The 18,541-nt window shown below is 52.8% G+C and carries 15 protein-coding genes; 13 read left to right on the forward strand and 2 right to left on the reverse strand.

What is annotated here, in order from left to right:
* The first annotated feature begins 39 nt into the window (after positions 1-39).
* From O1722_RS10715 to dbpA, 13 genes are all read left to right on the forward strand, one after another.
* Positions 40-1,215 (forward strand): hypothetical protein, encoded by a 1,176-nt coding sequence (locus O1722_RS10715; protein ID WP_033486885.1) that lies wholly within the window; start codon positions 40-42, stop codon positions 1,213-1,215.
* Complete coding sequence (locus O1722_RS10720; RefSeq protein ID WP_310889587.1) at positions 1,178-4,633, forward strand: ImcF-related family protein; 3,456 nt, start codon at positions 1,178-1,180, stop codon at positions 4,631-4,633. Before O1722_RS10715 ends, O1722_RS10720 begins: the two co-directional genes overlap by 38 nt.
* Positions 4,633-6,234 carry a type VI secretion system protein TssA gene (gene tssA / locus O1722_RS10725; protein WP_033486887.1) on the forward strand — a complete coding sequence of 534 codons (1,602 nt, stop codon included), beginning with the start codon at positions 4,633-4,635 and terminating at the stop codon, positions 6,232-6,234. Before O1722_RS10720 ends, tssA begins: the two co-directional genes overlap by 1 nt.
* A 41-nt stretch (positions 6,235-6,275) precedes the next feature.
* On the forward strand, positions 6,276-8,030 hold the full coding sequence (tssF, locus tag O1722_RS10730) for a type VI secretion system baseplate subunit TssF (protein ID WP_015570425.1): 1,755 nt from the start codon (positions 6,276-6,278) through the stop codon (positions 8,028-8,030).
* The gene (gene tssG, locus O1722_RS10735; RefSeq protein WP_033486889.1) at positions 7,994-9,079 is read left to right on the forward strand and encodes a type VI secretion system baseplate subunit TssG; all 1,086 of its coding nucleotides are present in this window, start codon (positions 7,994-7,996) and stop codon (positions 9,077-9,079) included. Before tssF ends, tssG begins: the two co-directional genes overlap by 37 nt.
* Positions 9,057-9,602, forward strand: a complete 546-nt coding sequence (tssJ, locus tag O1722_RS10740; RefSeq protein ID WP_033486890.1) for a type VI secretion system lipoprotein TssJ — start codon at positions 9,057-9,059, stop codon at positions 9,600-9,602. The genes tssG and tssJ overlap by 23 nt, the downstream gene beginning before the upstream one ends.
* A complete protein-coding gene (gene tssE, locus O1722_RS10745; protein WP_033486891.1) occupies positions 9,602-10,057 on the forward strand; it encodes a type VI secretion system baseplate subunit TssE in 456 nt (151 codons plus the stop codon). Before tssJ ends, tssE begins: the two co-directional genes overlap by 1 nt.
* A gap of 23 nt (positions 10,058-10,080) precedes the next feature.
* Positions 10,081-11,397 (forward strand): VasL domain-containing protein, encoded by a 1,317-nt coding sequence (locus tag O1722_RS10750; RefSeq protein ID WP_033486892.1) that lies wholly within the window; start codon positions 10,081-10,083, stop codon positions 11,395-11,397.
* A gap of 28 nt (positions 11,398-11,425) precedes the next feature.
* Positions 11,426-11,914: a hypothetical protein gene (locus O1722_RS10755; protein ID WP_033486893.1), complete on the forward strand. Its 489-nt coding sequence runs from the start codon at positions 11,426-11,428 to the stop codon at positions 11,912-11,914.
* A gap of 297 nt (positions 11,915-12,211) precedes the next feature.
* Complete coding sequence (locus O1722_RS10760) at positions 12,212-13,342, forward strand: methyl-accepting chemotaxis protein (protein ID WP_080296605.1); 1,131 nt, start codon at positions 12,212-12,214, stop codon at positions 13,340-13,342.
* Between the two features lie 90 nt (positions 13,343-13,432).
* Positions 13,433-14,416 carry a zinc transporter ZntB gene (gene zntB, locus O1722_RS10765; RefSeq protein WP_017382256.1) on the forward strand — a complete coding sequence of 328 codons (984 nt, stop codon included), beginning with the start codon at positions 13,433-13,435 and terminating at the stop codon, positions 14,414-14,416.
* A gap of 275 nt (positions 14,417-14,691) precedes the next feature.
* Positions 14,692-14,844 carry a proline-rich small protein YnaL gene (ynaL, locus tag O1722_RS10770; protein WP_015570430.1) on the forward strand — a complete coding sequence of 51 codons (153 nt, stop codon included), beginning with the start codon at positions 14,692-14,694 and terminating at the stop codon, positions 14,842-14,844.
* Positions 14,845-14,901: 57 nt separating this feature from the next.
* Positions 14,902-16,275 carry an ATP-dependent RNA helicase DbpA gene (gene dbpA, locus O1722_RS10775; protein ID WP_033486895.1) on the forward strand — a complete coding sequence of 458 codons (1,374 nt, stop codon included), beginning with the start codon at positions 14,902-14,904 and terminating at the stop codon, positions 16,273-16,275.
* 43 nt (positions 16,276-16,318) lie between these two features.
* Here the strand turns inward: dbpA and ttcA are convergent, their stop codons facing one another.
* Both ttcA and O1722_RS10785 read right to left on the reverse strand, forming a co-directional pair.
* The gene (gene ttcA / locus O1722_RS10780) at positions 16,319-17,254 is read right to left on the reverse strand and encodes a tRNA 2-thiocytidine(32) synthetase TtcA (protein ID WP_033486896.1); all 936 of its coding nucleotides are present in this window, start codon (positions 17,252-17,254) and stop codon (positions 16,319-16,321) included.
* 47 nt (positions 17,255-17,301) lie between these two features.
* Positions 17,302-18,540, reverse strand: a complete 1,239-nt coding sequence (locus O1722_RS10785; protein ID WP_100151289.1) for a site-specific integrase — start codon at positions 18,538-18,540, stop codon at positions 17,302-17,304.
* Between the last annotated feature and the right edge of the window lies 1 nt (position 18,541).

Below are 18,541 nucleotides of genomic sequence, written 5' to 3' on the forward strand. Positions count from 1 at the left end.
CTTAAAGAAAATGTGCTGTTAACAATGATGGAGAATGATATGAATTGGCCTGTACAAATAATCCCTCCAGTCGATAAGATTCCTGGAATTAAATGGAGTAAATGGTTTTTTTCTTTCATAAGTATTTTGTTGACTGTGGTGGTTAGTTGGGTTGGGGCTAAAATTATTTTGCCTGCTGAAGATAATGAGTTGTTAAAATTACTTACCCTGTTGGTTTTTTCGGTGCCCCTAGCTTTTTCTGTCATAATTCCCGTTAGAACCTATTACCATGGTTTGTGTTTGTCGGCATTCGAAGCAAGAGAGCGCGAAGCAGCATTGGTCAGGAAAGACTGGACTGAATGGGCAAGTCAAAAATTTTATGTTTCCGCTTATAAAGCGTTTCTCCCTTCTGTAATATCGCAAACCGATATGGCAATGTCTCATTCGGTTGAAATATATAATAACCAGCGATTGAAACTACGGGGCCATAACGATGATTTATATACTGAAGAACAACTGATTTACGAACTGTTGGCATCTGTCAGAACAAGGCTGTTACGGTTGAGTGAATCATGTATATTTGATGTTATATTTACCTATGATAGTAATTATATTACTTTCTCAATATTTAAAGAGTGCTGGGCTGCGATCGGGTTTGATGAAAATTGCTTGCGTAATTATTACTGTTGGAGTAAAGCATTAGGGCAGGAATTTGATACATTATCCAACATCTCAAAAAATCGGGTGTCAATAATAATATCTGCAAACATTGAAAGTTTTGAAAAATACCCTCCTAACTCAACAGAGTTCGCTTCAATATTGCTGGTGACTCATCAAGAGCAACCACCTGAAAAAGCCAATAACGGTATAGCCTTGCGACCAATGGTATGCAACAAAAATCTCACCAAACAAGAGGTCATCCACATGATGACTTACCAGTCAGATGTCCTTAAAACGACAAGAGTACTTTTTAGCAATATGAGTGCAGAGGAAGTTTCAGAAGTTTCGGGGATATTAAGACTCTCATCTTTATCTATGAATGTTGAATGGGAGTGTGAGAGAATGTATTTAAATTTGATGCTGGGTAATTTAAATGAGCACCATTTTTGGTTGGTGTTTGCTCTGGCACTTTTCATATCAGAAAAAAACAATGAGCCGGTTTTAATGGTCACTGGCGTTGGTGATGAATACCTTTTAAATGTCATTAAGCCCTTTGATAATAGCAAGGAGCATTAAATTGAACACCTCGGCAAAATGGAGAGTGATTGGCCTTGTATCCTGTCTCATTATTTTTGGTGTACTGACTTTTATAGGATGTTACTACTATGGGGATATCTTTGGATGGGTATCCTCAAAAGAAAAAGTGAGCCTTTGGTTCTTATGCATGTTTTTAATTTCTGTGTTCCTGATGTTGATGAACTTCGGTGTATGGTTCCATCAAAAAGAGTATCGCTTTCAGCATATCGCGGGAGGGAAGTCCGTCACAGCTAATGTTCTTAATAACTATAAAAAGTCCAGTAAAAAGGATCCTGTAAAAGCTCATTTATGCCGACGCTATAGCTTCTTCTGGCAAAACAAGATCCGCCTGCTGCTGATCACCGGCGATGAAGCCGCGATTGAGCAACTGCTACCCGGCCTGCAAAAGCAGCAGTGGCTTGAAGGCAACCGCACCGTGCTGATTTACGGCGGCAGCCTGGCATCGGAGCCTGACCGCGAAAAATACACAGCGCTGCGTAAACTACGCCGCGGGCGCCCGCTGGACGGGATTATCCGTTTACTGCCCGAGTCGCTTAAGCTGACCCCACATATCAGCGACAGCGATTTACGCGGCCTGGAAAAAATCAGCGAACTGCTGCGTTATTCCGCTCCGGTCTGGCTGTGGCAACTGTGCAGCAGTCACTGGTCGCAGGGTACGCGTCCTGAGCAGGCGGTAGGTGCAAGCTTTCCACCACGCGCAAAAGAAGACGATGTAATCCGCCAGCTGGAACTGATGCTGCCGGCCCTGCGGGCGCAGGGGATGAGTCAGGTCGCGGAAAACAGCAGCCACGACTTCCTGCTGCGCCTGAGCCAGCACCTGAACGACGGTGCTATTGCCCGCTGGGCTCAGCAGTTGCAGCCATGGCTCTTTGTTTCTCAGCAGCGCGTCCCGCTACGTGGTCTGATGTTCAGCCTGTCGGAGAAGAAACCTGCCGGAATGTCAGCGGGAACAGCCGACGCTGAGAATTATGGATCACAGCGTCATGCCCTGACTCTGCCAGCAACCTGGCAGGGTATTGTCGACGACTGCACCCGCGTACGTGGCCGTCGTGTCGGTATGCCGTGGGAACGAGCGCTGGCCTGGGCACTGATGGCCATCATCAGTTTCTGGGGGGTAGGGACGCTGCTGTCGTTTGCGGTCAACCGGTCACAAATAGTTTCTGTTGCACAGCAGGCTCATGCTCTGGTGGAGCACACTTCTGTATCGGATTACCAACTGACGGCCCTGCATGCTCTGCGTAATGATGCCGGTCGTCTGCTGCACCATATTCAGGACGGCGCGCCATGGTATCAGCGCTTTGGTCTGGACCATGATCAGCAGTTGCTTGACGCAATGCTGCCCTGGTACGGGGTGGCGAACAACCGTCTGATACGTGACCCGGCAAATGAAGCGCTTAAGCAGAAGCTCATTGCGCTGGTCAATTCGGCACCCAACAGCGACCAGCGGACACAGATGGCGAAACCGGGTTATGACCAGCTGAAAGCCTGGCTGATGATGTCCCGTCCGGATAAAGCTGATGGTGCATTCTACGCGCAAACCATGAAAACCGTGCAGCCGACGCGTTTAGGCATCTCAGCTGGCCTGTGGCAAAGCCTGTCACCGGATTTGTGGGCTTTCTACATCAACGAACTGCCAGCGCAGTCACAGTGGAAAACCACACCGGATGCGCAACTGGTCAGCCAGAGCCGCCAGGTGCTGTTGCAGCAAATTGGACGGCGCAACGCGGAAAGTACGCTGTACGAGAACATGCTCAAATCCGTGCGTCGTAACTTCGCCGATGTGTCTCTGGAGGACATGACCGGCGGTACCGATGCCCGTCGCCTGTTTACCACCGATGAGGTGGTGCCGGGCATGTTCACCCGTCAGGCCTGGGAGGGTGGTATTCAGCAGGCCATTGAGAAAGCGGCAAACTCCCGCCGCGATGAAATTGACTGGGTGCTGAGCGACAGCCGGAAAGCCGTCTCCTCAGACCTGTCGCCGGAAGCACTGAAAGCACGTCTGACGGAACGCTACTTCACCGACTTTGCCGGTAGCTGGCTGAGCTTCCTCAACAGCCTGCAACTTAATCCGGCAAACAATATTGCAGACGTCACCGACCAGCTGACGCTGATGAGTGATGTTCGCCAGTCACCGCTGATTGCCCTGATGAACACCCTCGCCTGGCAGGGGCAGACCGGCCAGAAGAGTGAAGACCTGTCGGATTCCATCATCAAATCGGCTAAAGACCTGGTAGGCGGGAAGGACAAACCGGTAATTGACCAGTCAGCCTCAGGCCCGCAGGGCCCACTGGATGAAACCTTTGGACCGTTGCTGGCACTTATGGGTAAAAACAAAGGCAGCAACGTTATGTCGGCTGACAACTCACTGAGCCTGCAAACGTATCTTACCCGTATCACCCGTGTGCGTCTGCGTCTGCAACAGGTCGCCAGCGCCTCTGACCCTCAGGAAATGATGCAGAGCCTGGCGCAGACCGTGTTCCAGGGTAAAAGCGTGGATCTGACCGACACCCAGCAGTACGGCAGCCTGATTGCTGCAAGCCTGGGCGAAGAGTGGAGTGGTTTTGGCAGCACCATGTTTGTGCAGCCACTGACCCAGGCCTGGGAAACTGTGCTTCAGCCATCGGCAGCGAGCCTGAATGACAAATGGAGTCGCTCCGTGGTGGCGAACTGGCATACGGCATTTGACGGACGTTTCCCATTCGCGATCAGCAAGAGTGATTCCTCTCTGCCAATGCTGGCTGAGTTTGTGCGTAAGGACAGCGGACGCATTGAGCGCTTCCTGACCGCGGAACTCGGCGGTGTGCTGCATAAGGAGGGCAGCCAGTGGGTGCCAGATAAGGTTAATAGCCAGGGGCTGAGCTTTAATCCAGCCTTCCTGCGGGCGATTAATCAGCTCAGCCAGCTATCGGATATCTTATTTACCGACGGCAGTCAGGGCATCAGCTTTGAGCTACAGGCGCGTCCGGTACCGCAGGTGGTAGAAACGCAACTGACTATTGATGGACAAAAGCTGCACTACTTCAACCAGATGGCAGACTGGCAGAGCTTCCGCTGGCCTGGTGACACCTACAAGCCCGGAACCATGCTGACATGGACCACCGTCAATGCGGGTGCACGTCTGTTTGGTGATTACAGCGGAACCTGGGGCTTTATTCGCTGGCTGGATGAAAGTAAGAGAGAGCAGCTTGACCGCAGTCAGTGGATGATGAGTTTTACCACCCCGGATGGTCGTACCCTACAGTGGGTACTGCGTTCACAACTGGGCAGTGGGCCGCTGGCGTTACTGGCACTCCGGGGTTTTACGCTGCCAGATCAAATATTCAGCGTCGACAGCGCGGCTATGGCGCAGGCGCTGATGACCAACACAGAAAACAGTGACATGGACGGAGTCGAATAATGGACGCTTTGCAGAATCTGGTTGTTGCCTGCCAGGCGGATGAAACCTTGCTGCGACAGCAGGCGCAGTCACGTATGGAAAGCTGGCAGAGCTGGCTTACCCCTATCAGTGAGATCAATCCTACAGGAGAAGACCCGGGTTATGACGATGATTTCCAGCGTATCCGGGAGGAGGTCAATAAACTTTCCGGCATTGATACCGGGCTGATTTGCCAGCTGGCTGAAAAGGTGCTGACCACAGAGGCCAAAGATGTCCGGGTTGCTGCTTACTATTGTTGGGCGCGCTTGCACCAGGACGGTGAAACCGGGTTTGCTGAAGGGCTTGAGTTACTGGCGGGATTACTAACCCAGTATGGAACACAGCTCCATCCTCAGCGCGAGCGAAGCCGTAAACCGGCGCTGGAGTGGCTCGCAGGCTCTCGTCTACTTGACAGCCTGTTACTCTGGCCAGAAGTGGTACGCGACGATGCCCAGCGTACGACCGGTGCGTTGCTGCTCATCCGAGACAGTCTTGAAACTGAGTCGGAAGCGTCACGTCCAGATCTGAGTGCCCTGTACAGCGCGCTGGGAGCCCGCCTGATGAAAGCCGGTGGCGTGGATGCGGTAATGCCCCAGAACGCCAGCAGTCAGACACGCCCGCAGTCGGCATCTCATACGTCAGAACAGGATGCGCCAGTGCTGAGCCGCATCACATCCGGTCAGGATTTGCTGGCTCAGGCCCGAACCCTGACGGGATATTTGCGTGAGCAACCTGATGGCTGGCTTGCCGCACACCGGCTGATGAAAAGTCTGCGTCACGACACGCTAAGAGCAATCCCGGCACCGGATGCCGAAGGGAAAACGCGCATCGAACCGCCGCGGGCTGACCAGCGTGCAATGCTTAAACGGCTGTATTTGCAACAGAGCTGGCTGGAGATACTGGAACAAGCGGACAGCACTTTCTCGCGTGGCGCCAATCATCTCTGGCTGGATTTGCAGTGGTATATCCATCAGGCCCTGATTAAATCAGGCCAGGATGTGCTGGCCGATATCATTACCGCTGACCTGAAAGGGCTGCTGCGGCGCCTTCCTGGACTTGAAACGCTGGCCTTCAATGACGGCACACCCTTTGCTGATGAGGTCACGCTGAACTGGATAAACCAGAGCGTGCTCGACGAGATGTCCAACTGGCGGGATGAGTCTGTCAGTGCCTTGAGTGAAACTGGCAACGATATTCTGGCCCTTGAACCGGAAGCACTGGAGAAAGCTGACACGGATGGTCTGGATGCCACACTCCACTGGCTGCAAACGCGCCCGGGCACCGACACCACAAAAGACAAATGGTTGGTGCGTCTGCTGATGGCACGTGTGGCTGAGCAGAAGGGTAAGAATGAACTGGCGCTGCATCTGCTGGGTGAGCTTGACGCTGCAGCACAGGCCATCACCCTCACTCAGTGGACGCCAGCGCTGTTGTTTGAAGTGAAATCGCGCCGCCTCAGGCTGCTGCGTATGAAAGCCGCCCGCAGTGAAACCGATAAGTCACGGCTTCAGCCAGAGATGGACCAGCTTCTGGCGGGCCTGATTGCCCTTGACCCGGCAGGCTGTGCGGTACTTTGCGGGTAAAGCGACTGACATACCTTTAAAACACACATATTCAGGTTCTTATGGACGACTTAACCCTGCGTTATTACGACGCTGAAATGCGCTACCTGCTGGAAGCCGGCGAAGAATTTGCCCGCGCTCACCCTGAACAGGCGGCAATGCTCAATCTCGATAAAGCGGGCGCGCGCGACCCGTACGTGGAGCGACTGTTCGAGGGCTTTGCCTTTCTGATGGGCCGCCTGCGTGAGAAGCTTGATGACGACCTGCCTGAACTAACTGAAGGGCTGGTCAGTCTGCTATGGCCGCATTACCTGCGCACTATTCCCTCGATGTCGGTGGTGGAGTTCACTCCTGTCTGGCGTGAGATGAAAGAACCGATGCGTATTGCCAGAGGTTTCGAGGTCAATTCGCGGCCGATCGGTGAAAAAGGCACGCGTTGTCGCTACACCACAACTAAAGAGATAACCCTTCAGCCACTGGCGTTGGAGCATGCCCGCCTGTCGACTGATCCTGACGGGCGCTCTGTCATCAGCCTGCGCTTCAGTTGTAGCCATCTTGCTGACTGGAGCCGTGTCGATCTCAGCCAGATCCCGTTCTATTTCAATGCTGACGCACCGCTGGCCTGCGCTATGCATGAAGCTTTTACCATGAATACTGCGCGTCTGTGGCTGCGCATGCCGGGCGACATGGACAGAAGGCCGATGGACGGGTATTTCACCGCACTGGGGTTTGGTGATGATGACAGGCTGTGGCCGAAGGGGGACAGCAGTTTCAGCGGTTACCAGTTGCTGCTGGAGTACTTCACCTTTCGCGAGAAATTCATGTTTACGGGGCTGCGCGGGCTGGAGAGCGTGGTCTTTCCGGCTGAGATCCCGTGGTTTGAAATCGACGTGGTGCTGGCGGAACGCTGGGAGCATGACTTCAGCTTTACCGAAAAGCACCTGCGCCTGAATTGTGTGCCGGTCATTAACCTGTTCCCGCTGGAATCCGATCCGCTGACGCTCAATTCTCTGCAAACCGAATACATGCTGCGCCCGATGCGCGTGCAGGATGGCCATACCGAGATCTATACCGTGGATTCGGTGATGTCATCGAGCCAGCATACCTACGTGCCGTTTTCGAGCTTCCGTCATAAGGGAGGAATGATGCGTCATGAAGCACCGGAATATTACTACCACACCCGCGTGCGCCGCGGTCCGTCCGGCCTGCATAACACCTGGCTCATCCTTGGCGGCGAAGCATTTGATAATCATACCGTCCCGGAAGACGAAAGCCTGTCGCTGACGCTAACTGGCACCAATGGTCAACTTCCACGACGTGCGCTGCAAAGCACCGTGCTTGATACGGTGATGAAAACCACTTCGGTCAGCATTGCCGTGCGCAACCTGTGTGCGCCGACGCTGCCTTGTTACCCACCTGCGCAGGACCGTTTTCACTGGCGCGTACTGAGTCACCTTGGCAGCGGATTTCTGTCGATGATGGATAATGCCGACGTGCTGCGCGGTACCCTGGCGCTGTATGAATGGACCGACAGCGAGATGAACCGTCGCCGCCTGGAAGCCATCCTCGAGGTGAAGCACAGTGAAACGGAGCGCTTTGAACAGGGCTACCTGGTCCGTGGCGTGCAGATTGAAGTCACGCTGGACAGCAATGGCTTTGCCGGACGCGGCGACATCTGCTTATTTGGCGAGATGATGAGCCGATTCTTTGCGCTATACACTGACATCTACTTGTTTAACCGCCTGATTATCATTCTGCAACCGACCGGAGAACGCCTGGAATGGGAAGAGAAGCACAACCGCCGCATTCCCGGCTGAGCCCACGGCTGGAAGCCGACCTGCATCGTATTAACTTTTACCGTTTATGCCAGTTGCTGGAGAAGCGTAACCCGGGCAGGCCGCTGATGGGCTCGACCAGTCACCCGGGCGATGACCCGGTACGCTTTGCCCCGCATCCGGGCATGGGATTTCCGGCCAGTGAGCTGAAAGCCGTGGAGTATGATGAGGATGATGACAGCCGGCCACCACGTATCCGCACGACCTTTATGGGAATGTACGGTGTCGACTCACCCCTGCCGATGGCGTATCTCGATGACATCGCTCAGCGTCGGGAAGGGCATGACGCACTACAGGGTTTTCTGGATATTTTCAGCCATCGCATTCTGACGCAGTTTTACCGTATCTGGCGTAAATACTCTTATCCGGCCACCTTTGAACCCGGTGGTACGGACAGCATCTCGCAGTCACTGCTGAGCCTGGTGGGATTGGGTATTCCCGGCACAGCAGACCACATCGCCACACCGGTATCTCGTTTTCTGGCTCTGCTGGGTGTTCTACAGCAACCGGGCAAAACTCAGGAGGGAATGCAGGCGCTGGTGACGTTGCTGGCCCCGGATACCACCGTGAAGGTTAGTCCATACTGCCTGCGGCCGGTGGAAATGGGTCAGCCGCTGGGCTTTTACGGTGATGACGATTTTCTGCTGGACGGCAACACGCCACTGGGTGACGAAGCGATGGATGCGGGTAGCCAACTGCTGGTTGCGCTTACAACGGATAATGAACAGGAGGCACAGGGCTGGAAGCCGGACGGTCTGCTGTATCAGGACTTTCTGGTGATGCTTCGTGTCTGGCTCGGCTGGCGTTTTAAAGCAAAGATCACCCTGACCACACGGACCCGACTGCTGGCCGTTCCGCCGCTTGGCGAAGGCCCTTTCTGGCTCGGGATGAACGGCGTGCTGGGTGCTGATGAGGGGGAACTTAAAGACGATATCCCACCGACCTTTACGACGGAACTGGGCTATTACACTGGCCTGAAGCCGGCAATACCACAACAAGGAAACCGACGTGTTACGTACAAGTTTGATTAAATCCGCAGGCTGGTTGCCTGCACTGCTGGCGTTCAGCCTGACGGGGTGCGGGATGACGCAGGGTATCACCGATGGCACCAAATCGGCATTTAACGCCGTGTTCTACAAAAAAATTAAGATGCTGCACCTGGATTTCACGGCGCGTGAAGCGCTAAACACCGATTCCCGCGAAAGTAACTCACTCTCCGAGCCGGTGGTAGTCCGTGTCTATCAACTGAAAGACCGTAAAATCTTCGATAAAACGGTTTACCAGCAACTATTGAACGATGGCGAAACTATTCTGAAAACCGACCTGATGGCGACCCGCGATGTGGTCGTAAAACCGGGCGGTGATACAAATCTTGATATGCCAATGGAAGAAGAAACGCAGTTTGTCGCGGTAATCGGCCTGTTTCGTCACCCGGACCTGGTAAACAATACCTGGAAGCAGGTTCTAAAACGTGAAGATCTCGATCCGGATAAGCCGCGCATTCTGGAGGCCGGGAATAACCACCTGACGTTACAGCCATTGAAGGATGACTGATGCCTAAGGGACATAATACGCCATCGCTGTATGAAATGCTGAGCGGCAATTTCTCAGGTGGCCTGAGCCTCAACCAGGTCAGCGAACAGAATCAGGTGATTTTATCAGTACTCGATAACATGCAGCGCATCCTCAACTGCCGCGCCGGTACGCTGGCTCACTTGCCGGACTACGGCCTGCCGGATATGACAAAAATCCTCCAGGGAATGCCCGGTACCGCCCATCAGCTGATTACCACACTGTCGGCCATATTGCTGAAATATGAGCCGCGCCTGAGCCGGATTTACGTGGTGATGCAGGAACAGATTCAGCCCGGTGAACTCCGCTACGCCATTGATGCGGAGCTGAAGGGGGTCGGGCTGGTGCGCTACGGCACGGAATTTATGCCCGAGGGCAGGGTATTAATCCGTCATCTGAAACAACAGCAATACCTCGATGCACGAGCCGCCATCTAGTTATTACTCAGGTTAAAACAGTTATGACAATAAATTCTGAACGCCAACTTAAAACCGGCGGGGATCCGCGCACACTTGCGGATTACGCTGCCTTGCGCGAAGAAATGAACAAGCTCACCCATCCGGCACGCCCGGATGTTAACTGGCAACACGCGGAAACGCTCTGTCTGTCACTGTTCGAGCATAACGGTGTGGAGCTACAAACGGCTGCCTGGTATACGCTCGCCCGCACGCATCTCGCCGGCCTCTACGGCATGAATGAAGGGCTGGCGGTACTGGCTGCCCTGGTCGTCCGCCAGTGGGGAAGCCTCTGGCCACAGCCTGTTCATGCGCGAGTTGAAATCCTCAGCGCACTGAGCAAACGCCTGCAACAGGTGGTGAGAACGCTGACGTTGACGTATGCCGATTTAGGGCAGCTTTATCAGGCTGAGGAGGATCTGAACGCTCTGAGTGACATGTTGCAGCGCCTCGAACTTAAGCATGCTGCTCAGCTTGATGCTCTGCGCACGATGATGCAGAACGCAGCAGTGCGTCTGGAAAACAGTGAAAATTCGGGCGTAAGTCTGCCGGGTAACGCGGTAGGGGCCGCGGAACTCCACCTCACAGAACCGACAGAGCGTTGCAAATGGGTTTATGTGGTTCAGCCCGAGTCGTTGCCGAATAAAGAGCCTCCTGTACCCGTGAAGCAGTGGAAGCCATTTGCTGCGGGTATGTTGTTCATGCTGGTGGCAGCCAGCATTGTCGCAGTGGGATGGCAGACGATGCATGCGCCAGATTCAGTACAAACTCAGCTGGCCGCGTCCCTGACTCCTTTACCTGAAGGACTCTCTACAGCACAGTTGCAGGCGCTGCAACAAACGTCACCGCCACCTGAACCGGGGATCAGCAAGACACAGCAGCTGTTAGCGCAGCTTTTACGCCTGAAACCAGACTGGGCAGTAAGCTACGGCGACCGTCTGGTGCAGCAGGCGCTGACGCTGTGGCCTAAAGAGGCCAAACCCCTGGTGCAACAGTGGCACAAGCAGATTAGCGTTGCCGGACTTGCAGAATCAGATCTGAATGGCTGGCATCAGGGAATGACGCAGTTACAGCAGTTGACGAACAGGCTAAACGCGCTGGATGAACAGAAGGGGAAGTACATGACGGTCAGCGAACTGAAATCAGCCGTGTTTGCCATGTCGCAGTCCTTCAGCCATACCGTTCCGCTTGAGGAGCGGCTTCGTCTGCTTTCCATTTTACCTGCCGGGCAACCCCTGTCAGCAGCGCAGCTAAACCAGACCGAACAGCATCTTCAGCAGTTGATTGCCAGCTATGCCCTGCTGAAGCACCAAAAAGAATAATGAGACTGGCGAAAAACACGGAGTTGACATGTCAGCAAGAGAGCGTTTTTTTAAGAAAGTGCAACAGAATATCGGGGACAAACCAATCTATGTTAATACGGCTGAGGCCGAAGTCAGGGCGTTTTGTGAGCGGATGGAGGATCTTGCGCAGCAAATCATTACATGGTTTGAAGGTTCTGGTATTGAAATATTTTTATCTAAAAAACATATCACCGATTTAAGTACGGTTGGCTACAGCCTCAGTAGCGGTATATGTCGTTATGCCATTACGACGATCATTTTGCAAAATGGGGATCGCAGCGTCACCATTATGCCAGAACAGGTGATCAGGGGGCCGGAGAAGGGGTGTGTGACGATGAGTATTAATGTCCCCGATAGTCTGTCGGGGGCGAGGATATTCCATTTAAGCATGGCGCCTGATACAGGCTGGTATATTCGTCGCGGGCATCAAAGTGCAAAAGAGAATATTCTCATGAATGAGGACTGTTTTTTCCAGACTATCGACTATCTGGCCTGAACGTAAGCCACTCTAACGGGAGGGGCGCGTATTAACTACGTTAACTTATTAAGCACCACTAAACAACGGCGCCCTACAGTACCCCTCCTTAAATATATAATTGCCATTTTTGAAGGGGTATCAGCAACCAAACGACAAGCCAGACATTTAGCGTAAAACATGCTTTTTATCCGCCTTAAGTAAAACTGCGCAAATCAAACTGCAAAACAACAAACCAGCGACGAACGTGAGGACAAATTTGTATGGCAATGCTATAACCCTTAATGCCAACCAAAATATAATGTCCCAGGAAAACGTATGCTAAGAAATATTAGTGTCAGAACGTTCATTGTCTATTTCCTTTTATGTGTATTTTTGGTAAGTGATGGAGTTATAGCGCTATTTTCACGAAATTCTTCGCTTTTTATTGCAGTCATAATTGTACAATTCATCGCCTTATTTTTGCTTTGGGCGTACATGACAAAATATCTTGTGACGCCCATCAATACTGTGAAAAAAAGTATTGAAGAAGTGACGTCAGGCAAACTTGGCGTGTCGATACCTGAATTTGGTAACAACTGTGCGGGACGACTGATCCCGGGGATTAATAGTCTCTCCAGCAACATTGCAACGCTGGTCCGTGAGATTCGCGCCTCCTCGCAAACCGCGATGACCCTTTCAGATCAACTCTCTTCACGCAGCGCGCAGCTTTCCGTCAAAACAGAACAGCAGTCAGCTTCGCTGGTGCAAACGGCAGCCAGCATGGAAGAGATGGCTGCAAGTACAAAAAATAATGCCGACAATACCCGTTTAGCCAGCGAACAGGCGAATCTCGCGACGTTGCAGGCGCGTAAAGGCGGAGAATTAATGGGGCAGGTCGCGAACAATATGCAGTCGATTACCGACTGCGCCCAGCAAATGACAGAGATTATCTCGCTGATTGACGGTATCGCTTTTCAGACCAATATTCTGGCGCTTAACGCCGCCGTTGAAGCGGCAAGAGCGGGCGACCATGGTAAAGGGTTTTCTGTGGTCGCGGGTGAGGTGAGAAGCCTGGCGCATCGTAGCGCCGAAGCGGCAAAAAATATTAAGTCACTGATTGAAGTTACCAGCCATAACGTGACGCAGGGCGTTAACGTGGTCTCTGAAGCCGAAAAAAACATGCATGACATTGTTACCGGTTCGGGCAATGTCAGCAGACTGATGGATGAAATATCCGCCTCAACATCAGAACAGGAAAAAGGTATTTCACAAATTACGCAGGCATTGTCAGAGCTTGAACGCGTAACGCAGAGCAACGTGTCAATGGTTGAAGAACTCAATGGATCGTCAGATGTGCTGCGCAATCAGGTGATTGAGCTCCAGACACGAACACGTAATTTCCGTCTGGAAAATGAGTTCCAGACTGATAATGCATTAAAAAGCCGCGAATGGGCGGTGAATTCCTGAACGTATTCAGGACGATGCCTCACATAATTATTGCTTAACCCTCGGCGAAAGCTAGACTGACACCGAAAGAGATAAAACGGTGGAGGCGCTGTGGAGAGCATTAAAGGGTCTGAGGTTAACGTACCTGACGCAGTTTTTGCATGGGTGTTTGATGGACAAGGCGGCGCAAGGCCGCTTGAAGATCAGGATCACATCGACAGCGAACATCCATGCTGGCTGCACCTCAACTACACGCACCCGGACAGCGCCGAGTGGCTCGCGTCCACGCCGCTATTGCCCAACAACGTTCGGGATGCGCTGGCGGGAGAAAGTCTCAGACCCCGCGTCAGCCGGATGGGTGAGGGGACGTTAATTACGCTGCGTTGTATAAACGGCAGTACGGATGAGCGTCCGGATCAGCTGGTGGCAATGCGTGTTTATATGGATGAACGGCTGATTGTTTCCACCCGCCAGCGAAAAGTGCTGGCGCTGGATGACGTCATTAACGATCTGAAAGAGGGCACGGGGCCTACGGATTGCGGCAGCTGGCTGGTGGATGTGTGTGATGCGCTGACCGATCATGCCAGCGAGTTTATAGAAGAACTTCACGATAAAATCATCGATCTGGAAGATAACCTGCTCGATCAGCAAATCCCCCCACGTGGTTTTCTGGCGCTGCTGCGTAAGCAGCTCATCGTGATGCGCCGCTATATGACCCCTCAGCGCGACGTTTATGCGCGGCTGGCCAGCGAACGCATGAGCTGGATGAACGACGATCAGCGCCGCAGAATGCAGGATATCGCTGACCGGCTCGGACGTGGACTGGACGAGATTGACTCATGTATTGCCAGAACGGCAGTCATGGCGGATGAGATAGCCCAGGTGATGCAGGAGTCGTTAGCCAGGAGAACGTACACCATGTCGCTGATGGCGATGGTCTTTTTACCGAGTACCTTCCTGACGGGGTTGTTTGGCGTAAACCTCGGAGGGATCCCCGGCGGTGAATATCACTATGGCTTCACCACGTTTTGCGTCATGTTAGTGGTTTTGATTGGGGGTGTTGCATGGTGGTTGCATCGTAGTAAATGGCTGTAAATTTACGCTTTTCTGAGGCAGAGTCGGCTTCAAAACGACATTTTAATTGAGCGAAGTCAATAAACTCCGACCATGTTAGGTGCAATATTACTCCCGCAGGTGAATGCAACGTCAAGCGATGGGCGTTGCGCTCCATATTGTCTTACTTCCTTTTTTTGAATTACTGCATAGCACAATTGATTCGTACGACGCCGACTTCATAGTCGGCTTTTTTTTTGCCTCCTGTTTATCTGCGTCTACCCTTTAGGGGTCAGCACCCTAATCTGGAGGAAAAGATGAGTATGCTACTTGCCCTGCAACGCCTCAACACCTGGCAGTCCGATCCGGTGCCCACCGATCCGACGCCGATACCCGATCCTGTCCCACGTCCGCAGCCGATGCCGGATCCGCCGCCGGATGAAGAACCGATTAAATTGTCGCATCGTTAGCGCAGATCTGCGAGGATACGCGCCATCTGACTGCAATCATTACCACGAGAGTATATTGTGACCGCTTTTTCCACGCTGAACGTTCTGCCTGAAGCCCAACTGACTAACCTGAATGAGTTGGGCTACCTCACTATGACCCCTGTCCAGGCCGCCGCGCTGCCGGCTATCCTTGAAGGCCGTGACGTGCGCGTGCAGGCGAAAACCGGCAGTGGTAAAACGGCTGCATTTGGGCTAGGCCTGTTACAATACATTGATGCAACCCTGTTTCAGACTCAGTCCCTGATACTCTGCCCGACGCGCGAGCTGGCCGACCAGGTCGCGGGTGAGCTGCGTCGTCTGGCGCGTTTTTTGCCTAACACTAAAATTTTAACGCTCTGCGGCGGGCAACCGTTCGGTGCGCAGCGCGATTCCCTTCAGCACGCGCCGCATATCATTGTGGCAACGCCGGGCCGTCTGCTCGATCACCTGCAAAAAGGCACTGTTTCACTCGATGCACTGCAAACGCTGGTGATGGATGAAGCTGACCGCATGCTGGATATGGGTTTCAGCGATGCGATTGACGAAGTGATCCGCTTTGCCCCAGCCACACGCCAGACGCTGCTCTTTTCTGCCACCTGGCCCGAGGCGATTGCAGCGATCAGCGGGCGCGTGCAGAAGAACCCGCTGACCATTGAAATCGATACTGTCGATGCGTTACCGGCGATTGAGCAGCAGTTCTTCGAGACATCGCAGCAGGGCAAAATTCCACTGCTACAAAAATTGCTGAGCCAACACCAGCCAGCGTCCTGCGTGGTGTTCTGTAATACCAAAAAAGATTGTCAGGCGGTGTGCGATGCCCTGAATGATGCCGGACAGAGCGCATTATCGCTGCATGGCGATCTGGAACAGCGCGATCGCGATCAGACGCTGGTGCGTTTCGCTAACGGCAGCGCTCGCGTGCTGGTTGCAACGGATGTGGCGGCCCGTGGCCTGGATATTAAATCGCTTGAGCTGGTGGTGAATTTCGAACTGGCATGGGATCCGGAAGTGCATGTCCACCGCATCGGGCGTACCGCGCGTGCAGGTAACAGTGGTCTCGCCATCAGCTTCTGCGCACCTGAAGAGGCGCAGCGCGCCAATATTCTTGCGGAAATGCTGCAACTGAAACTCAACTGGGTGAATACCCCTGGTAATATCAGCATCGCTCCGCTGGCGGCGGAGATGGCCACCCTGTGCATCGACGGCGGTAAAAAGGCCAAAATGCGTCCCGGTGACGTTCTGGGGGCGTTAACTGGGGATATCGGTCTCGACGGGGCAGATATTGGCAAGATCACGGTCCATCCTGCGCATGTCTACGTAGCGGTTCGCCAGTCGGTTGCGCATAAGGCCTGGAAGCAGTTGCAGGGCGGGAAGATTAAAGGGAAGACCTGCCGCGTTCGACTACTGAAATAAGCTTAAAACGCGTCTCAGAAACGATATCTGAGACGCTGCCAGGTTACTTGACTTCTACCACGTTCAGGCGCAGTTCATCGAATTGCGCATCCTCTTCCTCTGGCTGCCAGCCAGCAGGCTGCATCGGGATCTCTTCGCGGTCAAACGCCAGATCCCCGCCATTCACCACCTCTGAACCGTGGTTAATCCCTTTGAAATCGAACAGTTCAACGTCGGCCAGGTGCGAAGGCACCACGTTCTGCATGGCGCTGAACATGGTTTCGATGCGGCCCGGATAGCGTTTATCCCAGTCACGCAGCATGTCGCCAATGACCTGACGTTGCAGGTTCGGCTGTGAGCCGCACAGATTGCACGGAATGATAGGGAAGGCTTTGGCCTGGGAGAAACGCTCAATGTCTTTCTCGCGGCAGTAGGCGAGTGGGCGGATCACGATGTGTTTGCCGTCGTCGCTTATCAGCTTCGGTGGCATTCCCTTCATTTTGCCGCCATAGAACATATTCAGAAACAGCGTTTGCAGAATGTCGTCCCGGTGATGACCAAGCGCAATCTTGGTGGCGCCCAGTTCGGTTGCGGTGCGGTACAGAATGCCGCGACGCAAACGTGAGCAGAGCGAGCAGGTCGTTTTGCCCTCTGGGATCTTCTCTTTAACAATGCCGTAGGTATTCTCTTCTACGATTTTGTACTCAACGCCCAGGTTCTCAAGGTACTCCGGCAGGATATGCTCCGGGAAGCCCGGCTGTTTCTGATCGAGGTTAACCGCGACCAGGGAAAAGTTCACCGGTGCGCTTTGCTGTAGATTGCGCAGGATCTCCAGCATGGTGTAGCTGTCTTTACCGCCCGACAGGCAGACCATGATGCGATCGCCTTCTTCAATCATGTTGAAGTCTGCAATGGCTTCGCCCACGTTACGGCGCAGTCGCTTTTGCAGTTTATTCAGGTTGTATTGTTCTTTCTTGTTAAATTCTTGATTTTGTTGCATTTATTACTACCTTCGGAGCCAATAGGGGCATAATAGGGGCAAATTTTTCAGCGTGCGAGCTTATCGTTAAGCATCAGCACCTGTTCGCCATTCATTTCTTCAATCCACGCACCGTAGACTTCATAAACCATTTGCGCGTTTTCATGCCCCATCTGGCTGGCTATGAAAGACGGGTTAGCGCCGGCAGATAAAAGCCAGCAGGCAAAAGTATGCCGCGTATGGTACGGATTCCGGCGGCGAATACCAGCACGTTTTACAGCTGCGTTGAATCTCGCACCGATGCTTGATAAAGAGTAGTAGGCTTTCTGCTCTCCTTTGCGCATCCGGGGTATGAAAACGAATCGCAGGCTTTGATTTTCCACTGCGCCATACTCGCGATGATTAAAGACAATTTCGGTTTTAGGCTGTAGTGCTGTCAGCTTACGCTGTGCTTTCAAGGCTTCAAGTGCCGGCTCTAATAGGGTGATAACCCGGTTACCTGCTTCGGTTTTTGGTGGGCCGAACATGCCCAACGCATTAAGATTGCGCTTTATATGGGCTGTACCTTTTTCCCAGTCAATATCTTCCCAGGCAAGAGCTGCGAGCTCTCCATGACGGACGCCAGTATATACTGCGAACGTCCACATATTCAGGCTTTGGCCACGCTCGGATTCCGCAAGCAAACTAAACTCCTGCTTCGTTAAAGGATCCGGTTTAACTTTCCCTTTGTGTAATTTCTTGCTCCCTTCGAAGGGCTTGCCATTGATAAAGCCTGATTTGTGTGCAAACCGAAGAAGGGAGCACAGTAGCGATATATAGTTATTCACGGTACGCACAGTGCGTCCCTGTTTGTTGCTTCTGGGATTTGCCAGGTAAAGTGTCTCACCGTTCAATAGTTCCTTTCTGTATTTCAGAATGTCGCTGTGCCGTATAGTTGAAACCGGCGTGTCTTCGTTAATGATGTGCATTAACGTACCGAGTTGTGAGCGCGTCTTACGCATCGTATTCGCGCTAATTTCTGTTTCTTTAATGCTCGTCCACAGTTCACACAGCTCTGAAAAGGTTTGAACTGAAACAGTGGTTACGGTTTTTTTTGCTCTGGAAGATGAAGGAAAGCGCTGGTGGTAATCAAACTCTCCAAGGTTGATCTCGCTAACGATCACAGCCCGAAGATTCCCGGCTTTTTTGATGTTCGCCGGGGTGTTAATCCAACCTTTTAGAATTTCGCGGCAACGCTTTCCCCGGTACATAAACCAGATGCAAATCTTATTGTTTCTGATTTCGACACCTGTAGGCAAAGCTGCCATC

The sequence above is a fragment of the Enterobacter cloacae complex sp. HYC003_NIDB genome (genome assembly GCF_056673375.1).